15 protein-coding genes and 1 pseudogene are annotated in these 16,934 nt (G+C 62.8%); 11 read left to right on the top strand and 5 right to left on the bottom strand.

Annotated features, from left to right (window positions below; genetic code table 11):
- Positions 1 to 158: 158 nt before the first annotated feature.
- Positions 159 to 1,781 (bottom strand): DNA-directed DNA polymerase II small subunit, encoded by a 1,623-nt coding sequence (locus ACZ45C_RS02510; RefSeq protein WP_460562896.1) that lies wholly within the window; start codon positions 1,779 to 1,781, stop codon positions 159 to 161.
- 94 nt (positions 1,782 to 1,875) lie between these two features.
- Between ACZ45C_RS02510 and ACZ45C_RS02505 the strand changes: the two genes are divergently transcribed.
- On the top strand, positions 1,876 to 2,811 hold the full coding sequence (locus tag ACZ45C_RS02505) for a S24/S26 family peptidase (protein ID WP_460562897.1): 936 nt from the start codon (positions 1,876 to 1,878) through the stop codon (positions 2,809 to 2,811).
- 119 nt (positions 2,812 to 2,930) lie between these two features.
- Here the strand turns inward: ACZ45C_RS02505 and ACZ45C_RS02500 are convergent, their stop codons facing one another.
- Complete coding sequence (locus ACZ45C_RS02500; protein WP_460562898.1) at positions 2,931 to 4,667, bottom strand: Cdc6/Cdc18 family protein; 1,737 nt, start codon at positions 4,665 to 4,667, stop codon at positions 2,931 to 2,933.
- Between the two features lie 1,058 nt (positions 4,668 to 5,725).
- Between ACZ45C_RS02500 and ACZ45C_RS02495 the strand changes: the two genes are divergently transcribed.
- From ACZ45C_RS02495 to ACZ45C_RS02480, 4 genes are all read left to right on the top strand, one after another.
- A complete protein-coding gene (locus tag ACZ45C_RS02495; RefSeq protein WP_460562899.1) occupies positions 5,726 to 6,367 on the top strand; it encodes an Era-like GTP-binding protein in 642 nt (213 codons plus the stop codon).
- Entirely contained in the window at positions 6,367 to 6,804 is a 438-nt protein-coding gene (locus ACZ45C_RS02490) for a DUF2073 domain-containing protein (protein ID WP_460562900.1), read from the top strand. The genes ACZ45C_RS02495 and ACZ45C_RS02490 overlap by 1 nt, the downstream gene beginning before the upstream one ends.
- Before the next feature lie 172 nt (positions 6,805 to 6,976).
- Positions 6,977 to 7,597, top strand: a complete 621-nt coding sequence (locus ACZ45C_RS02485; RefSeq protein ID WP_460562901.1) for an OapC/ArvC family zinc-ribbon domain-containing protein — start codon at positions 6,977 to 6,979, stop codon at positions 7,595 to 7,597.
- Positions 7,598 to 7,941: 344 nt separating this feature from the next.
- Entirely contained in the window at positions 7,942 to 9,123 is a 1,182-nt protein-coding gene (locus tag ACZ45C_RS02480) for an aspartate kinase (RefSeq protein WP_460562902.1), read from the top strand.
- Between the two features lie 29 nt (positions 9,124 to 9,152).
- Here the strand turns inward: ACZ45C_RS02480 and ACZ45C_RS02475 are convergent, their stop codons facing one another.
- Positions 9,153 to 9,623 (bottom strand): hypothetical protein, encoded by a 471-nt coding sequence (locus ACZ45C_RS02475; protein WP_460562903.1) that lies wholly within the window; start codon positions 9,621 to 9,623, stop codon positions 9,153 to 9,155.
- A 107-nt stretch (positions 9,624 to 9,730) separates the two neighbouring features.
- Between ACZ45C_RS02475 and ACZ45C_RS02470 the strand changes: the two genes are divergently transcribed.
- Positions 9,731 to 9,820 (top strand): hypothetical protein, encoded by a 90-nt coding sequence (locus ACZ45C_RS02470; protein WP_460562904.1) that lies wholly within the window; start codon positions 9,731 to 9,733, stop codon positions 9,818 to 9,820.
- A pseudogene (locus ACZ45C_RS02465) lies at positions 9,820 to 10,751 on the top strand (DUF7089 family protein). The gene ACZ45C_RS02470 and the pseudogene ACZ45C_RS02465 overlap by 1 nt, the downstream one beginning before the upstream one ends.
- A gap of 95 nt (positions 10,752 to 10,846) precedes the next feature.
- On the opposite strand, the gene ACZ45C_RS02460 reads toward ACZ45C_RS02465, so the two are convergent.
- The gene (locus ACZ45C_RS02460; protein WP_460562905.1) at positions 10,847 to 11,425 is read right to left on the bottom strand and encodes a DUF7090 family protein; all 579 of its coding nucleotides are present in this window, start codon (positions 11,423 to 11,425) and stop codon (positions 10,847 to 10,849) included.
- A 120-nt stretch (positions 11,426 to 11,545) separates the two neighbouring features.
- Between ACZ45C_RS02460 and ACZ45C_RS02455 the strand changes: the two genes are divergently transcribed.
- Both ACZ45C_RS02455 and ACZ45C_RS02450 read left to right on the top strand, forming a co-directional pair.
- Positions 11,546 to 12,118: a magnesium transporter gene (locus ACZ45C_RS02455; RefSeq protein ID WP_460562906.1), complete on the top strand. Its 573-nt coding sequence runs from the start codon at positions 11,546 to 11,548 to the stop codon at positions 12,116 to 12,118.
- Positions 12,115 to 12,711: a magnesium transporter gene (locus tag ACZ45C_RS02450; RefSeq protein WP_460562907.1), complete on the top strand. Its 597-nt coding sequence runs from the start codon at positions 12,115 to 12,117 to the stop codon at positions 12,709 to 12,711. The genes ACZ45C_RS02455 and ACZ45C_RS02450 overlap by 4 nt, the downstream gene beginning before the upstream one ends.
- Before the next feature lie 27 nt (positions 12,712 to 12,738).
- Here the strand turns inward: ACZ45C_RS02450 and ACZ45C_RS02445 are convergent, their stop codons facing one another.
- Positions 12,739 to 13,182, bottom strand: a complete 444-nt coding sequence (locus ACZ45C_RS02445) for a DUF2391 domain-containing protein (protein ID WP_460562908.1) — start codon at positions 13,180 to 13,182, stop codon at positions 12,739 to 12,741.
- A gap of 153 nt (positions 13,183 to 13,335) precedes the next feature.
- Between ACZ45C_RS02445 and ACZ45C_RS02440 the strand changes: the two genes are divergently transcribed.
- Positions 13,336 to 14,013, top strand: coding sequence for a class I SAM-dependent methyltransferase (locus ACZ45C_RS02440; RefSeq protein ID WP_460562909.1), 678 nt, complete (start codon positions 13,336 to 13,338; stop codon positions 14,011 to 14,013).
- A gap of 219 nt (positions 14,014 to 14,232) precedes the next feature.
- Positions 14,233 to 16,914, top strand: coding sequence for a valine--tRNA ligase (locus ACZ45C_RS02435; protein ID WP_460562910.1), 2,682 nt, complete (start codon positions 14,233 to 14,235; stop codon positions 16,912 to 16,914).
- Positions 16,915 to 16,934 lie beyond the last annotated feature (20 nt).

Genomic DNA, 16,934 nt, shown 5'->3' with positions numbered 1-16,934 from the left:
GCTGCGGTATCTGATATGAACTGTCGGATGAGATTTGGACGGGCACGATAGACCGATGGCAATCGGTGAACGACAGGTGAGAGAGAGAGGAATCGGTGAACGACAGGTGACGTAGAGAAATCAGCGACAGGTGTCGAATGGCGGTCGGCAGGCCGTGACTACGTGAACTTGCGGACCGTCATATCGAGAGTGTCGAGATCGAGAATGGGCGCGTAGCCGGCGTCGGGATCGATGTTGACAGATTTCTGGAAATCGGTCTGGGCCTGCCAGCAGCCGGAGTTGACCGCGAGGACGTTGTGGTATTTGCCCCAACCGAGCTTGTGGACGTGACCGGTATGGAATACGTCCGGAACGTCTTCGATGACGAGGTAATCGCGTTCTTCGGGCGCGACGCGAGTGTGCCCTCCGAACTGCGGCGCGACGTGTCGCTTCTTGAGCAATTGGTACATCGCTTTGTGCGGCTCGTCGTAGCTCGCCTTCTCCTCGGGTAGCTCCGCGATCACCTCGTCGAGCGAAACGCCGTGGTACATCAACACGTCGACCCCCTCGACGGTAACGGTGGCGGGGTTCGAGACGATCTGGGCGTCGTGGACGTCCATAATCTTCCGGATCTCGTCGTTGAATCCGGGCTGCGGTTCCGCGAGCCGAACTGCGTCGTGATTGCCCGGAATCATCACGATCTCCGTGTCACCCGGGACTTCCTTGAGATGCTCTGCGAACACCTCGTACTGCTCGTAGATGTCGACGATCTCCAGTTCTTCGTCTTGATTCGGATAGACGCCGACGCCCTCGACCATGTCGCCGGCGAGGAGGATGTACTCGACAGGCTCCGCTTCGGGGGTGTGGAGCCAGTCCGTGAACCGGCTCCACGCGTCGGCCATGAACTCGTCGCTACCGACGTGGACGTCGGAGATGAGCGCGGCCTGCACGTGACGGTCGGCCGCACCAGTCTGATGGGTACGGGGAACGTCGGGGAAATGAAGCGAATCGGCGAACAAGATGCCGGAATCGTCGGCGAGCGTTCCCTCGACCGCGAGACACTCGTCCAGCAGAATCTCGTCGACGACATCGGCGAGGCCCTTGTCTTTCATGATCAGCGCCGGAAAAGTGCCCGTCGTGTCCTCCAGTTCGACGAGCCAGTGACCGGACTTCGTCGACCGAACATCATTAACCAGCCCGATCATCGCGGCGTCGCTGCCGCCGGGCATGTCGGCGATGGCTTCGGCCGGTCGGTGGTTGACGCGCCCACGAAGCAGCTTCGAGAGCCGCTCGTAGCGGTCTCGGAAGGTTCGAACGAAGTCCGCGTACTCGCCGGTCCCGGTGCTGTGTCCGGTCATGTCGTTACCGACCGAAATCTCTCGCTGGGCGGAGTCGCTGGGGGAGTGTGATGCTGGTGAATTTCCAGATCGCGGAGTCTCAGAGCGACGTTCCGCTCCAGACGTCTGGGACCGACCGGTCCCTCCGGCCCGGTCCGATTCGGATGGTGACCCCCCTGTTTCGACTGGAGATCTGTCGGTTGATACGTCCGTACCCGTAGAATTATCCCCGCTCCGAGTTGACCGGTCACTCACCTCCGCCGAGTCGCGGGAGCGGTTCTTGGTGACCGCTCGGACGTGATCGGCGGTGATTCGGAGGGCGTCGTCCGGTGCCTTATCGACGGCAGCGTCGATGGCGGTTGCCGGATCCGGTTCGTTTGCCAGCAGGGTAACCGCCTCGCGTTCGGCGTTGTATCCCCGGCCGGCCAGTTCCCTGACGATACGGGCGTTCGACTCCAGCGGCACGAGAACCGAAAGGGGGGTGCGGCTCAAAACGGTTCCGGGTACGGCCGCAACCGTACCCGGAAGCTTATGACCGAAACCCCGCAACCTGACGGTAATGGACGACGAGGATCGGACGCGATCGGACGAGAATCTCTCCGACGGAACCGATCTGGCGGGCGACGGCGACGATGCGAACGGCATCGACGGTGCGAACGACGTCGGTAGCGGCGGATCAAAGGGGAATGACGACTCCCTCGTGAGCGACGAGAATTCTCATAGCGACGACGCAGTCCGATCGGGGGTACCGCTGGGAGACGACGAGCCGATAAAGAGTGACGAGCCGTCCGAACCGCCCGGTTGGAGCGATCGCGGGGGATCGCCCAGTTCAGGAGGAGATCGCGGGCTGTGGTATCGTTTCCTCCACGACAGAGACGGGGCGTTGATGTGGATCCGGGAGATTCTCTCGAGCGTCGCCATCGTGCTCGTCGTCGGGCTGCTCCTATTCGGCGTCAGCGGCGTGTGGCCGCCGATGGTCGCCGTCGAGTCCGGAAGCATGGAGCCGAACATGGAAGTCGGCGATCTCGTGTTCGTCACCGAACCGGGACGACTCGCGCCCGACGCCGCGGACAACGATATCGGAGTCGTGACCTACGATATCGGCGAGCGCGTCGACTATCGGACGTTCGGCTCGTACGGGTCCGTCGTGATCTACCAGCCGCCCGGACGGACGGCTTCGCCGATCATCCATCGGGCGATGTTTCACGTGGAAGAGGGTGAAAACTGGTACGACCGGGCGGACGACACGTACCACAGCGCCGAGAGTTGTAGCGATCTTCGACACTGTCCGGCCCCGCACGACGGGTACATCACGCTCGGAGACAACAACGGCGTCTACGACCAAGCGAGAGGGCTTTCAGAGCCGGTAAAAGGTGAGTGGGTGACCGGAGTCGCTCGGGTTCGGATTCCGTACCTCGGGTACGTTCGGTTGATCGCAACGGGGAAAGCAGAGCCGGGAGATGCAATCGATGCGGTCGCTGTGACAGGCGTATAGAGATCGGTGACAGGCAAATTGAGATCGGTGACAGGCAAATTGAGATCGGTGACAGGCGAATCGAGAGCGGTGGATCGACGGGCACACATTGCGATCGAATGTCGAAAGTGGTGCGGAGCTCAGTTGTCGAAGCGGGCCTGAACGAACGGCTGTGCGTTCTCGATGTCGCCCAGCCGTGAGTCCGAAAGGAGGACAGCCTCCGTCTCTTCGACTGGAACCGAGAGGCCCATCTCCTTGGTCCGGCCGTAGCGCCCCTTCGAAACGACGACGGCGTTGACGATTCCCAGCATGTCGAGTTCGCTGATGAGGTCGGTGACGCGGCGCTGAGTGAGTACGTCGGCGTCGATCTCCTCGCACAGGCGCTTGTAGATGTTGAATACCTCACCGGTGTTGATGTTGTGAACCCCGTTCTTTTCGAGGAGAATAACCGCGAACAGGACGATTTTGCTCTGCGTGGGAAGCGTTCGGACGACCTCGACGACGCGGTCGAGTTCGATCTTGTCCTGTGCCTGCCGGACGTGTTCCTCGGCGACGATCTCGGCCTGTGAGCGCTCGGCGAGTTCTCCGGCCGTGCGTAGGAGGTCAAGCGCGCGCCGGGCGTCACCGTGTTCCTGCGCGGCGAAGGCCGCACACAGAGGGATCACGTCGTCCGTGAGCGCGTCCTGTTTGAACGAGATGTCTGCGCGGTGCTGGAGGATATCCCGAAGCTGGTTGGCGTCGTACGGCGGGAAGACGATCTCCTCTTCGCCGAGGCTCGATTTGACCCGAGGATCGAGAAAGTCGGTGAACTTCAGGTCGTTAGAGATCCCCATGATGGAAATCCGCGAGCGGTCGAGCTCGGAGTTCATCCGGGAGAGGTTATACAGGGTGTCGTCGCCGCTTTTCTCGACGAGTTTGTCGATCTCGTCGAGCATGATCACGACCACGCGCTCGTGGTAGTCGACGGCCTCGAAGAACGTGGAGTAGACGCGGTCGGTCGGCCAGCCGGTCATCGGGACTTCCTCCATCTCGTCGGCGTCAGTCTCAAACTCCGCGATACGGGCGTCGAGATCGTCGATCGTCGAAAAATCCGAATCCGAGAGGACCTCGGGATCGTCACCCGCCGCAGAGCGGAGTTCCCGAAGTCGGTCGAGCCGGTCGGCGATGACCTGCTGGTTCTTTTCGATGAACGTGTTCGCGAGCTGGGCGAGCACGCGGTACTGCGTGTCGGTCACTTCGCAGTTGATGTACTCGACTTCACACGGGACGTCGTACTTCTGTGATGTCGACTCCAGCTCCTGTGAAACGAACTTGGCGGATGCCGTCTTCCCGGTTCCCGTCTTGCCGTAAATGAGGATGTTAGACGGGGTTTCACCACGGAGGGCAGAGACGAGAATCGTCGCCATCCTGTTGATTTGGTCGTTTCGGTGGGGGAGTTCGTGCGGCGTGTACGATGGACGCAAGACCTCTTTGTTCTCGAAGATAGGCTCTCCGGAGAGAAGGTCGTCGAACAGTCCTTGATTCTCGTCGTCGTCGAGGACGACGCCGTCGAAGTCGACATCGGGTGACGAGCGGTCTCTACCGCCGCTGCCAACGTCGACGTTTTCAACCGTATCGGGAGAGATGTCGGTCGAATCGGATGAAGTGGGATCGCGGGTCGCGTCGAGATCGGGGCCCGACTCGGAGTCGGCGGTCGATGTCGGCTTCGACGCGTCGTCTGGGGATGATAGCTTCGAAGGAGACGCTGAGGATGACGATTCGTCAGCGTCGACATCGATCTCACCGTCGATCTCGGCGTCACCCTCCGATGAATCCTCGCCAGCCCGGTCGCTGTCGCCCGATTCGTCCGCCGGCGGTGTGTGTTCGCCTTCGTCCATGTGAACCCCTCTATTTCAGGTGGAAGATCGACACGCGCAGATGAGGCGTCTCGTGTTCTGGCCTGAAACGTCGACATTCAACGAGTTCGATCGTTCAATGTGTCCAGTTGATGCAGTCGAACCAGACGAATAGGCGGCACAAAAGTGTTGCTCTCCGGACCCGAAACCGGGGGATATCTCGGTTCGGTCGACGGGTTGTCGCATTCGGGAAACGACCCGATCCCACCGCAGGTCAATCCCACCGCAGGTGACACCACAGGCCACATCGCGAGATCTATGCCGGTGTGAGTGGTGTCTCGTTGTTAGGTACAGTGTCGAATTCGAACACGGCCAGGTAGTGGCAGTAGCCCGCTGAGATCGTCTGATGACAGCCACTATATGACACGAATCATAACGCGGTTAGTCTGCACCCCCACACCCCTTTGTTTCGGGTGGAACATGGAATTGGTGGGGAGGGGGTTGGAGGGCGTATACTGTAACAGAGGGTTTTATGTATTATACAGTATAACAGTACCCTCGGTACTCCTGTTTCATAATTTGTAAGGCTATAGTTTGATTATTGAATACAATATACTCCCGAGATTAACGATCCGCCCTCAACCCGCCATCCACCGCTACCGGTTTCCAGTCGAAACGAAGGGGTGGGGGGAGGGAGGCGTCATGGGTGAGAGACGCGTCAGTGGGTGGAAGATGCGTCACGGTAAGACGACGTAACATGTGGAGTAACTCAACAATGAGACGACGCAACGCATGATACAGAGGTCGAGAAACACAGCTAACAAGAACACAAGCAGCGAGAATGCAGGCAGTGAGAACGGAGGATCGATGACTGTGAGAACGGAGGATCGTGAACGCGGTCAGCGAGAGGATCACTCTTCTGCGTAAGCGACGGCATCGGTGACCGTTGTTCACGACCCGTTTCATGTGTCTGACGCAGTTCTTAAGTGAGAGGGGTGTGGATTCTACGACAATTCCCCGAACCGCCGGCAGGTACACCGTACCGAGCGATACCACACGGCACGGAGTGTTTGGGAGAGAACACAGGATTGGAGGTCAGGATGGGACTGCTAACGAATCTCAAAGACAGCATATCACGGGTCACGGACGGGCTGTTCGCAGCCGATGAACCCAAACGAATCGGTATCTATGGACCGCCGAACGCCGGAAAAACGACCTTAGCGAACCGGATCGCACGCGATTGGACCGGTGACGCCGTCGGACCGGAGAGCCACATTCCACACGAAACGAGGCGCGCCCGCCGCAAGGAGAACGTGGAGATCGAACGGAACGGCCGGAAGGTCACGATCGACATCGTCGACACCCCCGGCGTGACGACGAAAGTCGACTACAAGGAGTTCCTCGACCACGACATGGACAAAGACGACGCCGTCCGTCGCTCCCGCGAGGCAACGGAGGGCGTCGCGGAGGCGATGCACTGGCTCCGCGAGGACGTCGACGGCGTCATCTACGTCCTCGACTCCACGACCGATCCGTTCACACAGGTGAACACGATGCTCATCGGGATCATCGAGTCACAGGACCTGCCGGCGCTCATCCTCGCCAACAAGACGGACCTCCCCGGCTCGGACGTCAAACAGATCGCGAACGCTTTCCCGCAACACGAGACGATCCCGCTGTCGGCGCTCGAGGGCGAGAACATGGACGAAGTGTACACGAAGATCGCGGAGTACTTCGGCTGATGCCTGGATCCCCCCCCAACGTCGACGGCGGTGACGCTCCCGCTGACGCCCCCGGGTCCGATGGGGAGTCGTCCGATAGTGGCGTCCGTATCGACATGATAAGCGGGGCTCGAATGCAGGGGCTCACCAGCATGGAGAAGATCCGGCTCATCCTCGACGGCGTCCGCGACGGCAACATCGTCATCCTAGAGGAAGGTCTCTCTCCGGACGAGGAGTCGAAGCTGATCGAGGTAACGATGACCGAGATCAGTCCCGACGATTTCACCGGAATCGAGATCGAGACGTATCCCAAAGCCGAGGCGAACGATCAGAGCTTCCTCGACAAGCTCATGGGACGCGAATCGACCCAGAAGCTCACGGTCATCGGTCCGGCTAACCGCATCGAGACGCTACACAAAGACGAGAACCTCATCAGCACGCTCGTCTCGCGCAAATAACAATAGCCCACGCCTCGAAACCGATTCAGCCGGCGTCCATCACGTCTCATCAACGTTTCCCAGACGACCCACCCAACACCACCCAGACGACCCACCCAACACCACCCAGACAACCCACGCCCACGCTGCTCCCCTCACCACAACCACACCGACCTCACAATCCAACCCATAAATGCCACACCAATGTACCACCTGCGGCCGGACGTTTCCCGACGGATCCAAAGAGATGCTCTCCGGCTGCCCGGACTGTGGTGGCAACAAGTTCCAGTTCAAACCCGAGAGCGCCTCGGATCCTGACGACACCTCACTCGACCGAGAACAACCGACTGGACCCGATCAGTCGACTGCCGACGCGGCCTCATCGTCTGCTTCCGATCCGTCCGCCGCTTCCGATCCGTCCGCCGCTTCCGATCCATCCCCTGCGTCTACGGACGACTCCGAACAGGTTCGCGAACGCACCGAAGAGGACACCGCGCAGGCGAGCGCTCGCTCCGACGTCGTCTCGCCCGACGAACTGGATCGAGCGAGCCGAGACGTCGACGCTCCGTCAGACCACGAGGAGCCGAATCCGGAAGAGTATCCGTCCGACGTGCCCGAAGAGTCCCGCCCGGACATCGATAACCTTCGCGAGGAACTCAACGAACAGTTCGAGAGCATTCGGATCGTGAGTCCTGGACAGTACGAACTCAACCTGATGGAGCTGTACGACCGCCAGGAGTACATAATTTCGCTCCAAGAGGACGGACGGTACGTCATCGAGATGCCCGACGCGTGGGGCATCGGCGACGAGTGATTCGTCTTTGTATCCTCGCGATTTTTATTCCAGTATCCTCTATTCATCCCGTTCTCAGCTAAACGAACAGATCATTCGTATCATTTCAACTCAAGAACTCGAGTTCCAGTCCGCACATTTGTCATTTTTCCTTCCAATGTCGAAGAAGACACAGTTATGCGGCTCCCTCTGATACTGGTGCGCATGTTTACCGATCACGTTACGGACAGCGGCTCCCGGTCGGGTCCGATTTGGACGCGACGACGCCTCGACTCCCAAGCGTTTCCCGTGGAAACTCGCGCACGTCACCAGCGTCACGCAGTTCGCGACAGTCACGATACCGATCACGATCCCGAGGTGCTCGCATGCGCGTAGTCGCCAAGTTCGGCGGGACGAGCCTCGGGAGCGGTGACCGGATCGAACGCGCGGCGGATTCGGTCGCGAACGCGGTCGAGACGGGCCACGAGATCGCCGTCGTTGCGAGCGCGATGGGATCGACGACCGACGATTTACTCGACGATATCACCTTCGAGACGGACGACGCCGACCGCGCGGAGATCGTCTCTATGGGCGAGCGGACGAGCGTCCGAATGCTGAAAGCCGCGCTCTCGGTCCGCGGGATCGACGCGGTGTTCCTGGAACCCGGTCATCCCGACTGGCCCGTCATCACGAACGAGGTCGGTGAGGTCGACGTCGAGGAGACCAAAAAACGCGCGAAACAGATCGTCGATCGGATGGACGGTGTCGTCCCGATCATCACCGGATTCCTTGCCGAGGATCACGACGGCAACGTCACGACGCTCGGTCGCGGCGGATCGGACACGACCGCCGTCATGCTCGGCAACTACATGGACGCGGACGAGGTCGTGATAGTCACCGACGTCGAGGGCGTGATGACCGGTGATCCCCGCGTCGTCGAGGGCGCTCGGAACGTCGGCCAGATCACGGTCGACGAGCTACGGAACCTCTCGTTCCGCGGTGCGGAGGTCGTCGCCCCGTCGGCGCTCTCGTACAAGGACGAGGACCTCGACGTTCGGGTCGTCCACTACCAGCACGGTGACCTGCTCCGCGGCGGCACGCGCATCGAGGGAGAGTTCGAGAGCTTGATCGACATGCGCGAGGAGCCGCTCGCGTGTCTCACGATTGCCGGACGAGCGATCCGAAATCGGTCCGGAATCCTTTCACAGCTCGCGAGCGCGCTCCGCGAAGAGGATATCAACATCGACGCGGTCGCCTCCGGTATGGACTCGGTCACGTTCTACGTCGACGTCGACACGGCCGAGACGGCCGAGGCGCTGCTTCACGAGGCGGTCGTCACCGACGAGGCGCTTTCGTCCGTCACCGTCGCCGATCCGATCGCGGTCATCCGCGTGACCGGCGGCGAACTGCCGAACCGACCCGGTGTCATTCAGGACATCATCGCACCGATCGCCGAGGCCAACATCAACATCATCGATCTCATCACGAGCGCCACCTCAGTCGCCGTGTTCGTCGACTGGGACGATCGGGAGGACGCGCTCGAAATCGTCCAGCAGCGCTTCGACTGACCCGCTCGCTGCCCGTTGCTCTCAAACTCCTACTCTTCATACTCTTCGGTGAGGTCGTCCGCCTCGATCCGGTATCGGGCGGTCTCTCGCCCGGCGAATCGCGGACCGGATCCGACGGCTTCGAATCCCATCTCGGACACCACCGACCGGACATCGTCGTCGACCGGCACGACGACTTCGAGGCTCATACTCTCTCGGGTCGCAAACCGACGAGGCTCGTCGAGCAGTCGACGGACCGCTGCCTCGTCTCCGGCGAAATCACTCACGTGAACGGTGTTCCCGCTCGCGTCGAACGCGACGAATCCGATCACATCGCCTTCGTCCGAGCGTCGTTCGAACTGCTCCGTCCCCGAATCGACTCTGTGTCCCTCTCCCATCGGGTCCGTGACCGCCACCCGGACCGACCGCTCGTGGATCGTATCGATCACGACGCTCCGCGGTCGATCGGTCGCCGCGGCTATGGCGTCACCGTCGGACTCCAGTGCGTCGCGAATCCGCATGCTGCGGCTTCTTCGGCGTGTCAACATAAAACCCACTTCCGACCGGACGACTCGAACGGCCGCATCGAGTGAGGAGGATTTAAGCGAAGGGATACCCGACGAGACGCATGACCAAATCAACCAAGATCGTGCTCGGTACGATCAGCGTCTCGGCAGTCATGTCGGTTCTCATCATCCTCTCGTACGTCTTCGGCTGATGTTCGCGTCCCGCCCGCTCGATGACGAGGTCGACGCGGTCCGGGACCGACACGCCCCCGACTCGCCGGTCCTCGACGTCGACAGTGACTTCGAGACGCTCCCGCCGGCCGCGGCGGAAGATATCGGACTGTTCGTCGACGGCCTCGACCCCGCGTCATTCCCGTCGGAGTGGCTTCCGGCCGAGACCCCGGAGTTGCTCCGAACGTACGCGGGGTCCGAGTTCACGGTTGGACTTCCCGGCGACGGAACCGTCGTCAGGACCACGCAGACGGAGCCACAAGCCGTGCTCGTCAAAGCCCGATCGGAGGGGACACCGGACGATTTCCTCGCGTTTCTGATCGCCGATCGACTGGTTCAGATCGGCGTCGATCCCGCGCCGGGCGCACTCCCGGACGCGACCCCGTCCACGCACCTCCCGGAGAGTTTCCTCCCGTTTTTCGGGAGCGGTACCGTGACCTCGACGCCGCGATCAGGCGTCCGGACCCGGAAATCGGCGAGTCGACGACCGGACAGGGCCCGGCCGACGTCTTTCAGATCGCGACCGCGCTGTTCGACGCGTGGGTCGGACTGTACACTCGAGACGTCTTCGCCACGTGGGGCGACGCGGCGGAGGGAAGAAACGCCGAGGATGGCGGGGCGGCGATCGGTCAGACGCCGTCGCCTCCACGGTCTCGGCTGTTCGACGCGTGGATCGACGCTGGTGACCGCCTCGACGGACGGCTCGGGGACCTCCCCGCCGAGGTCGCTCGCGGTGAGACCGACTTCGCGAGCGCGACGGAGTACGCGTGCTCGGCGGTCCGACACGGACTGGATCTACCCGCGCCGTTCGCCGCACTCGACACCGGGGCGTACCGAGACCGCGGTGCGCTCTACGCGGTGAAGTGGGCGGAGAAAACGTTCGAATCGATGGTTGCCGAGACAGCCGACTGACGTGCCAGTTCGCCCTCAGCGCTGTCGGAGCCGCCAACGCCAGTGCAGTTCACGGCTGGGTACAGATCAGATGTCGTTACGCGTCCATTCTATCTTCAGATCTCGACGGCGACGCGTCCGTTCCCGTCCAGTTCGATGATTCCTTCGAACAACTCCCGGAATCTGTCGAGCGTCGCGACCTCGTGGACCTCCTCGGAGAGGTGGAATATCCCGACCGCGTCGTGTTCGTCGAGAAGGTCGAGGATGTCGGCGGCGGCCTCGTAGACGGCCTCGTCGTCCGCGTAGTACGCCATCTCCGTGAGCGAGTCGACCGAGACGCGCCGCTTCCCCTCGTTTTCCGTCAGGAACCGTTCGACGCGATCGACGACCCCATCGAGGTCGTCGGGAGCGGAGACGTAGAACACGTCTTCCGATGACCGGCGGGAATATCCTCGCTCGACGGAGAGCGTGTCGAGAATCGTCGCTTTCGTCTCGTCTACGTCGTAGTACTCGAGTTTCTGTTCGACCTCGCGGGCGGTCGTCCGCGTCGACACCACGAGAAACGCGTCCGTGTCCGTCTTCAGGAAGTCCGTATCGATCCGGTCCGTCTCGCCGATGCTCGGGTGAATGAGCAGGAGTCCCGTGCCACCGGGGATCGTTTCCGGCCCGTTGTCGATGGCGAGCGAGTAGTCCATACTGACGGGAGTCGACGGACCGACTTAACCGTGCGGGACGCGACAGAACGTGATTCGGACCGTCCCACCGTCGGAGCCACTCGGTCGGTTTTTTCAGCGTTCCCCACATCGGTAGGCGTGATGCCCGGCCACGCGACCGCTCGCGACATCTACCGGCAGGCGCTCCCCGTGATCCTCGTCAGCCTCGTCGCGGGACTGTTCGCGGGGACGATCCTCGGGACCGAGACGATGCGGTCGTTCATCGGGGACGTCCCCGGTCTCCTCCTGTTGTTGCCCGCGTTTCTCGCTACCCGCGGCGGCGTGTACGGCTCCCTCGGTGCGCGTCTCTCGACCGGCCTCCATCAGGGGCTCATCGAACCTCGATTCCAGTCTGACAGGCGACTCACGAACGCGATCGTCGCCTCCTTCGTCAACGGGATGACCGTCTCCGTGTTCATCGCGGTCGTCACGTACCTCTGGCTCGGTCTCCTCGGTTCCGAGGGAAACCTCGTGGAACTCGTCGGGATCATGGTTGTCGCCGGGTTCCTCTCTGCGGCGCTCATGATCTCGGTCCTCATCACCGTCATCTTCGTCGGCTACCGTCGCGGACTTGACCCCGACAACGTGATCGGCCCGGTCGTGACGACGCTCGGTGACGTCTTCGGCGTCCTGTTCCTGCTCGTCGGCGTCGCCGTCGTGGGGGCCGTCGTATGAGCGCGAGCGGGGAGGCCTCGCCGAACGCGGACCGCACACTTCCCGACGAGTGGTCGATCCGGCGGATCGTTCGCACGATGATCCCTCTCTTGGCGGTCCTCTCCGTCCTCCAGCTCGTCTCCGGGACCGTCCTGCAGACGTACGAAGCCACGTTAGTGCGATACCCCGCCCTCCTCGTGCTCGTTCCGGTCCAAATCGGTACGGCGGGAAATCTCGCGTCGATCACCTGCTCGCGGCTCACCACCCAACTGCATCTCGGCACCTACGAACTGAGCGTCACCAACTCGGAGCTACGCGCGAACGCCGGCGCGGTCTTCGCGCTCGCGGGAACCGTCTTCGGCGCTGTCGGCGTCGCCGCGTGGGCCATCGGGCTCGCGCTCGGCGGCGGACTCGGTCTCGGCCGGGTGCTCCTCATCTCGCTGTCGTCAGGAATGATGCTCGCGGGACTCGTCGTGGTCACGAGCGTCGCCGCAGTCGAGGCGTCCTACCGGATCGGACTCAACCCCGACGACACCACCATTCCCGTCGTCACGAACGTCTGTGACATCGCCGGCGTGTTGATCCTCTTTGCCGTCGTCACGCTGGTGGTGTGACGACGCTCTCGTCGCCGGCGTCGTCGATCAGAACACGCTGTCGGCGGTCGCCGCGCCGACGACACTGAAGACGGCCCCGACCGAGACGGCCTTGAACGTCGTCGCCCACAGCTCGGTTCCGGTGACTCCCGCTTCGATGAGGAAGGTGTCTGGCGCGTCGAAAAGCACCGCGAGCACGAGCACCGATCCGAACGCGACGATCATGAGCGAGACGAACCGGACCGGTATCCCGGCGATGTCCCGCTCGTCGTCCGGATCACGACCCGTGTCGGCCCGGTAGAGCGCGGCGTAACCGATGAGAGCGACGATCGCGGCGGTCAGGACTCCCTGAACCCAGTTCATCCCCGCGGCGAGCACCCACACCTCCTCGGTGACGACGAACGGTCCCGCGAGGAGGAACCCACCGACTGCCTGCTGTGCGGAGTCGGCGACGCGGAACTTCGGTCGACGGAGCGCCTTCGGCCGTTTCATGCCCTTCGAAGGGAGACGAACCGGTAAAACATCGACGCTCCGACCGCGTACTCCCCGCCGTCCCCCACCCTCTCTCGGTCCGGCTTCTGGGTCACTTTCGAATTTCGATCTGGCTCCGAACTCGTTTTCACTCGTCCGCGCGTGCGAGCACGCATGAGCGTTCGAGAGGAGTTCGACGACTGGGCGGCGTCGGGGCGTGACCGCGGCATGGAAGACAGGCACTGGCACACAGCGAAGCACGTCCTCGCGCGGATGCCCGTCGAACCGGGCGACGTCGTGTTGGACCTCGGAACCGGGTCCGGCTACGCGCTTCGCGCGCTGCGCGAACGCGGGATCGGCCGCGGGTACGGACTCGACGGCGCACCCGAGATGGCGCGGAACGCCCGCGAGTACACCGACGACGACGCCGTCGAGTTCCTCGTCGGCGACTTCGACGAGCTCCCCTTCGCCGACGGGTCGATCGACCACGTCTTCTCGATGGAGGCGTTTTACTACGCGCGCGATCCGGTTCACACCCTCGACGAGATCCGACGCGCGCTCACCCCCGGCGGCACCTTCTACTGCGCGGTGAACTTCTTCGAGGAGAGCGAGTCGACACACGCGTGGCAGGAGAATATCTCCATCGAGATGACGCGCTGGTCGCGTGCGGAGTACCGCGAGGCGTTCAGGGAAGCCGGACTGTACGTCGCCGAACAGGACGCTATCCCGGACCGCGAGATCGATATCCCGCCCGAATCGGCGTTCCCGACCGACGACTGGGAGAGCCGAGAGTCGATGGTGGACCGCTACCGGACGTGGGGTACGCTCTTGACAGTCGGAGTCGCGCCCTGAGCCGGCCGAGACGCACCGACTACTGTCGACGCCCACGCGGCCGCTTGCGCGCGTGCGCGACTCGACTCTTCCAGTGGACCGCCGTGTTCGATGACCCTCCGTGTCCGATGAACCGCCGTGCCCGACACCCGCCGTGTTCGATGAACCGCCGTGCGCCCTCGGACGACCCTCTACACAACCGAGGCCGTTAAGAGGGAACCACCGGAACGTGAGCGTGAAATGCCCAGTGGTGAGTACGACCCCGACGCCGTCGAGCCGCGCTGGCAACGGCGATGGGTCGACGAGGAGACGTACGCCTACCCCGACGACCCGGTCGATCCGAACACCGTCTTCTCTATCGACACCCCGCCGCCGACGGTGTCGGGGAGCCTCCACATGGGCCACCTGTACGGGTTCACGCTCCAGGACTTCGTCGCGCGCTTCGAGCGCATGAACGGAGGTACGACGTTCTTCCCGTTCGGCTACGACGACAACGGGATCGCCTCCGAGCGCCTGACGGAGGGCGAACTCGATATCCGTCACCAGGACTTCGAGCGACGTGAGTTCCAAGCGAAGTGTCGGGAGGTCTGTGCCGAGTACGAAGAGCAGTTCACCGAGAACGTCCAGTCGCTCGGTGTCTCCGTCGACTGGGACCACACCTACCAGACCATCGAGCCGCGCGTCCAGCGCGTCTCACAGCTGTCGTTCGTCGATCTGTACGATCAGGGCCGCGAGTACCGCGAGAAGGCTCCCGCGATCTGGTGTCCCGAGTGCGAGACCGCCATCTCGCAGGTCGAGACCGAAGACGACGAACAGGACAGCCACTTCCACGACATCTCATTCCCCATCGTGCGCGACGACGCGACCGGCGTCGAGGACGCCGACACCGCCGAGACGTTCACCATCTCGACGACGCGGCCGGAACTCCTGCCCGCGTGCGTCGCCGTCTTCGTCCACCCCGACGACGAGGAGAACCGGTACCTCGTCGGCGAGTCCGCGGAGGTTCCGCTGTTCGGTCACGAGGTACCGATCATCGCCGACGAGCGCGTCGACATGGAGACCGGCTCCGGCATCGTGATGTGCTGTACGTTCGGCGACCAGAACGACATCGAGTGGTACCAGGTCCACGACTTGGACCTCCGTGTCGCCATCGACGAGTCCGGTCACATGACCGCGGTCGCCGAGGAGTACGAGGGGATGCACTCCGGCGAGGCGCGCGAGACCATCGTCGCCGACCTCGACGACGCGGGCGCGCTCGAAGAGCGCCGGGCGATCACGCACACGGTCAACGTCCACGAACGCTGCGGGACGAGCGTCGAGTTCCTCGTCACCGAGCAGTGGTACATCGAGATGCTCGATAAGACGGACGAGTACCTCGATATCGGTCGGGAGATGGAGTGGTCTCCCGAGAAGATGTTCACCCGGTACGAACACTGGGTCGAAGGGCTCCAGTGGGACTGGCTCATCTCGCGCCAGCGCTCCTCCGGTATTCCGTTCCCGGTGTGGTACTGCGCCGAGTGTGACGAGGAGATCATCGCCGAGAAGGCCGACCTTCCCGTCGATCCGCTCTCCGACGACCCGCCCGTCGACGCCTGTCCGGCCTGCGGACACGAGGCGTTCGAACCGGAAGACGACGTGCTCGACACCTGGGCAACCTCCAGTCTCACCCCGCTCATCAACGCCGGTTGGGACTGGGACGAGGAGGCCGAGGAGTTCACGATGGAACACCCCGAACTGTACCGGTTCGACCTCCGACCACAGGGTCACGACATCATCAGCTTCTGGCTGTTCCACACCCTCGTCAAGTGCTACGAGCACACCGATGAGGTCCCCTTCGAGGAGACGATGATCAACGGGCACGTCCTCGACGAGAACCGCGAGAAGATGTCCAAATCCGTCGGTAACGTCGTCGAGCCCGAGACGGTGCTCGAAGAGTTCCCCGTTGACGCCACGCGGTACTGGGCCGCCGGGACCGCCGTCGGCGACGACTTCCCGTTCAAACAGAAGGATCTCCGCGCCGGCGAGAAGCTGATCCGCAAGCTGTGGAACGCCTCGAAGCTCGTCGAGTCGCTGGCTCCGGAGCCGTTCCCCGCCGAACCGGCCGACGAGGACTTCCGCGAACTCGACCGCTGGCTCCTCGCCGAACTCGACGACGAGATCGAACGGATCACCGATCTGCTCGGAAACCGCGAGTTCTCGAAGGCGCGAGACGGCCTCCGGAGCTTCTTCTGGAACACGTTCTGTGACGACTACCTCGAAATCGCCAAACAGCGAGATGACGACGCCGCGGCGTACACCCTCCGGACCGCTCATCGCCGCTTCCTGAAGCTGTTCGCACCGCTTTTAGCACACGTCACCGAGGAACTGTGGCACGACATGTACGCAGACGCGGTCGGCTCGGCTGCTGTCGTCGACGCCGCCGACGGCGCGAGCGACTCGGTCCACCTCGCCGACTGGCCCGACCCGCTCGGAGTCGACGCCGACCACGACGCCGGCGCGGCCGCGACCGCCGTCGTCGGCGTCCTCCGGAAGTACAAAAGCGAAAACCAGCTTCCGCTGAACGCCGAACTCGACGCGGTCGAGGTGTACGCGGACGTCCGGGGCTTCGAGGCGGACATCACGGGCGTGATGCACGTCGCCGATCTCGCGGTTCACCCCGACGGCGACGCCCCGGTCGAAACGGTGGTCACGGGGATCGACCTCGATTACGCCACGGTCGGCCCGAAGTACGGCGATCAGGTCGGCGACATCGAGGCGGCGCTGGCACAGGACGACTACGAGATAGACGACGACGAACTCCACGTCGCGGGCGTCACGCTCCTCGGCGACGAGTTCTCGGTCGAGAAGACGCGGCAGTACCGAGGCGACGGAGAGCTACTCGAGGTTGACGACGTGGTCGTCATCGTCTCCAACGAGGCGTAACGTCTCGTTTCTCGCCCGGA

Source organism: Halorubrum pallidum, assembly GCF_055380345.1.
Note: the sequence above shows the minus strand (reverse complement) of the source record. Positions and strands in the feature narration are given on the sequence as shown.

Bases quoted from the DNA above. Each gene is read 5' to 3' on its own strand.
- ACZ45C_RS02490 (WP_460562900.1), top strand. From the start codon at position 6,367: ATGCCTGGATCCCCCCCCAACGTCGACGGCGGTGACGCTCCCGCTGAC.
- ACZ45C_RS02480 (WP_460562902.1), top strand. From the start codon at position 7,942: ATGCGCGTAGTCGCCAAGTTCGGCGGGACGAGCCTCGGGAGCGGTGAC.
- ACZ45C_RS02470 (WP_460562904.1), top strand. From the start codon at position 9,731: ATGACCAAATCAACCAAGATCGTGCTCGGTACGATCAGCGTCTCGGCA.
- ACZ45C_RS02500 (WP_460562898.1), bottom strand. From the start codon at position 4,667: ATGGACGAAGGCGAACACACACCGCCGGCGGACGAATCGGGCGACAGC.
- ACZ45C_RS02505 (WP_460562897.1), top strand. From the start codon at position 1,876: ATGGACGACGAGGATCGGACGCGATCGGACGAGAATCTCTCCGACGGA.
- ACZ45C_RS02455 (WP_460562906.1), top strand. From the start codon at position 11,546: ATGCCCGGCCACGCGACCGCTCGCGACATCTACCGGCAGGCGCTCCCC.
- ACZ45C_RS02495 (WP_460562899.1), top strand. From the start codon at position 5,726: ATGGGACTGCTAACGAATCTCAAAGACAGCATATCACGGGTCACGGAC.
- ACZ45C_RS02435 (WP_460562910.1), top strand. From the start codon at position 14,233: ATGCCCAGTGGTGAGTACGACCCCGACGCCGTCGAGCCGCGCTGGCAA.
- ACZ45C_RS02440 (WP_460562909.1), top strand. From the start codon at position 13,336: ATGAGCGTTCGAGAGGAGTTCGACGACTGGGCGGCGTCGGGGCGTGAC.
- ACZ45C_RS02445 (WP_460562908.1), bottom strand. From the start codon at position 13,182: ATGAAACGGCCGAAGGCGCTCCGTCGACCGAAGTTCCGCGTCGCCGAC.
- ACZ45C_RS02450 (WP_460562907.1), top strand. From the start codon at position 12,115: ATGAGCGCGAGCGGGGAGGCCTCGCCGAACGCGGACCGCACACTTCCC.
- ACZ45C_RS02460 (WP_460562905.1), bottom strand. From the start codon at position 11,425: ATGGACTACTCGCTCGCCATCGACAACGGGCCGGAAACGATCCCCGGT.
- ACZ45C_RS02485 (WP_460562901.1), top strand. From the start codon at position 6,977: ATGCCACACCAATGTACCACCTGCGGCCGGACGTTTCCCGACGGATCC.
- ACZ45C_RS02475 (WP_460562903.1), bottom strand. From the start codon at position 9,623: ATGCGGATTCGCGACGCACTGGAGTCCGACGGTGACGCCATAGCCGCG.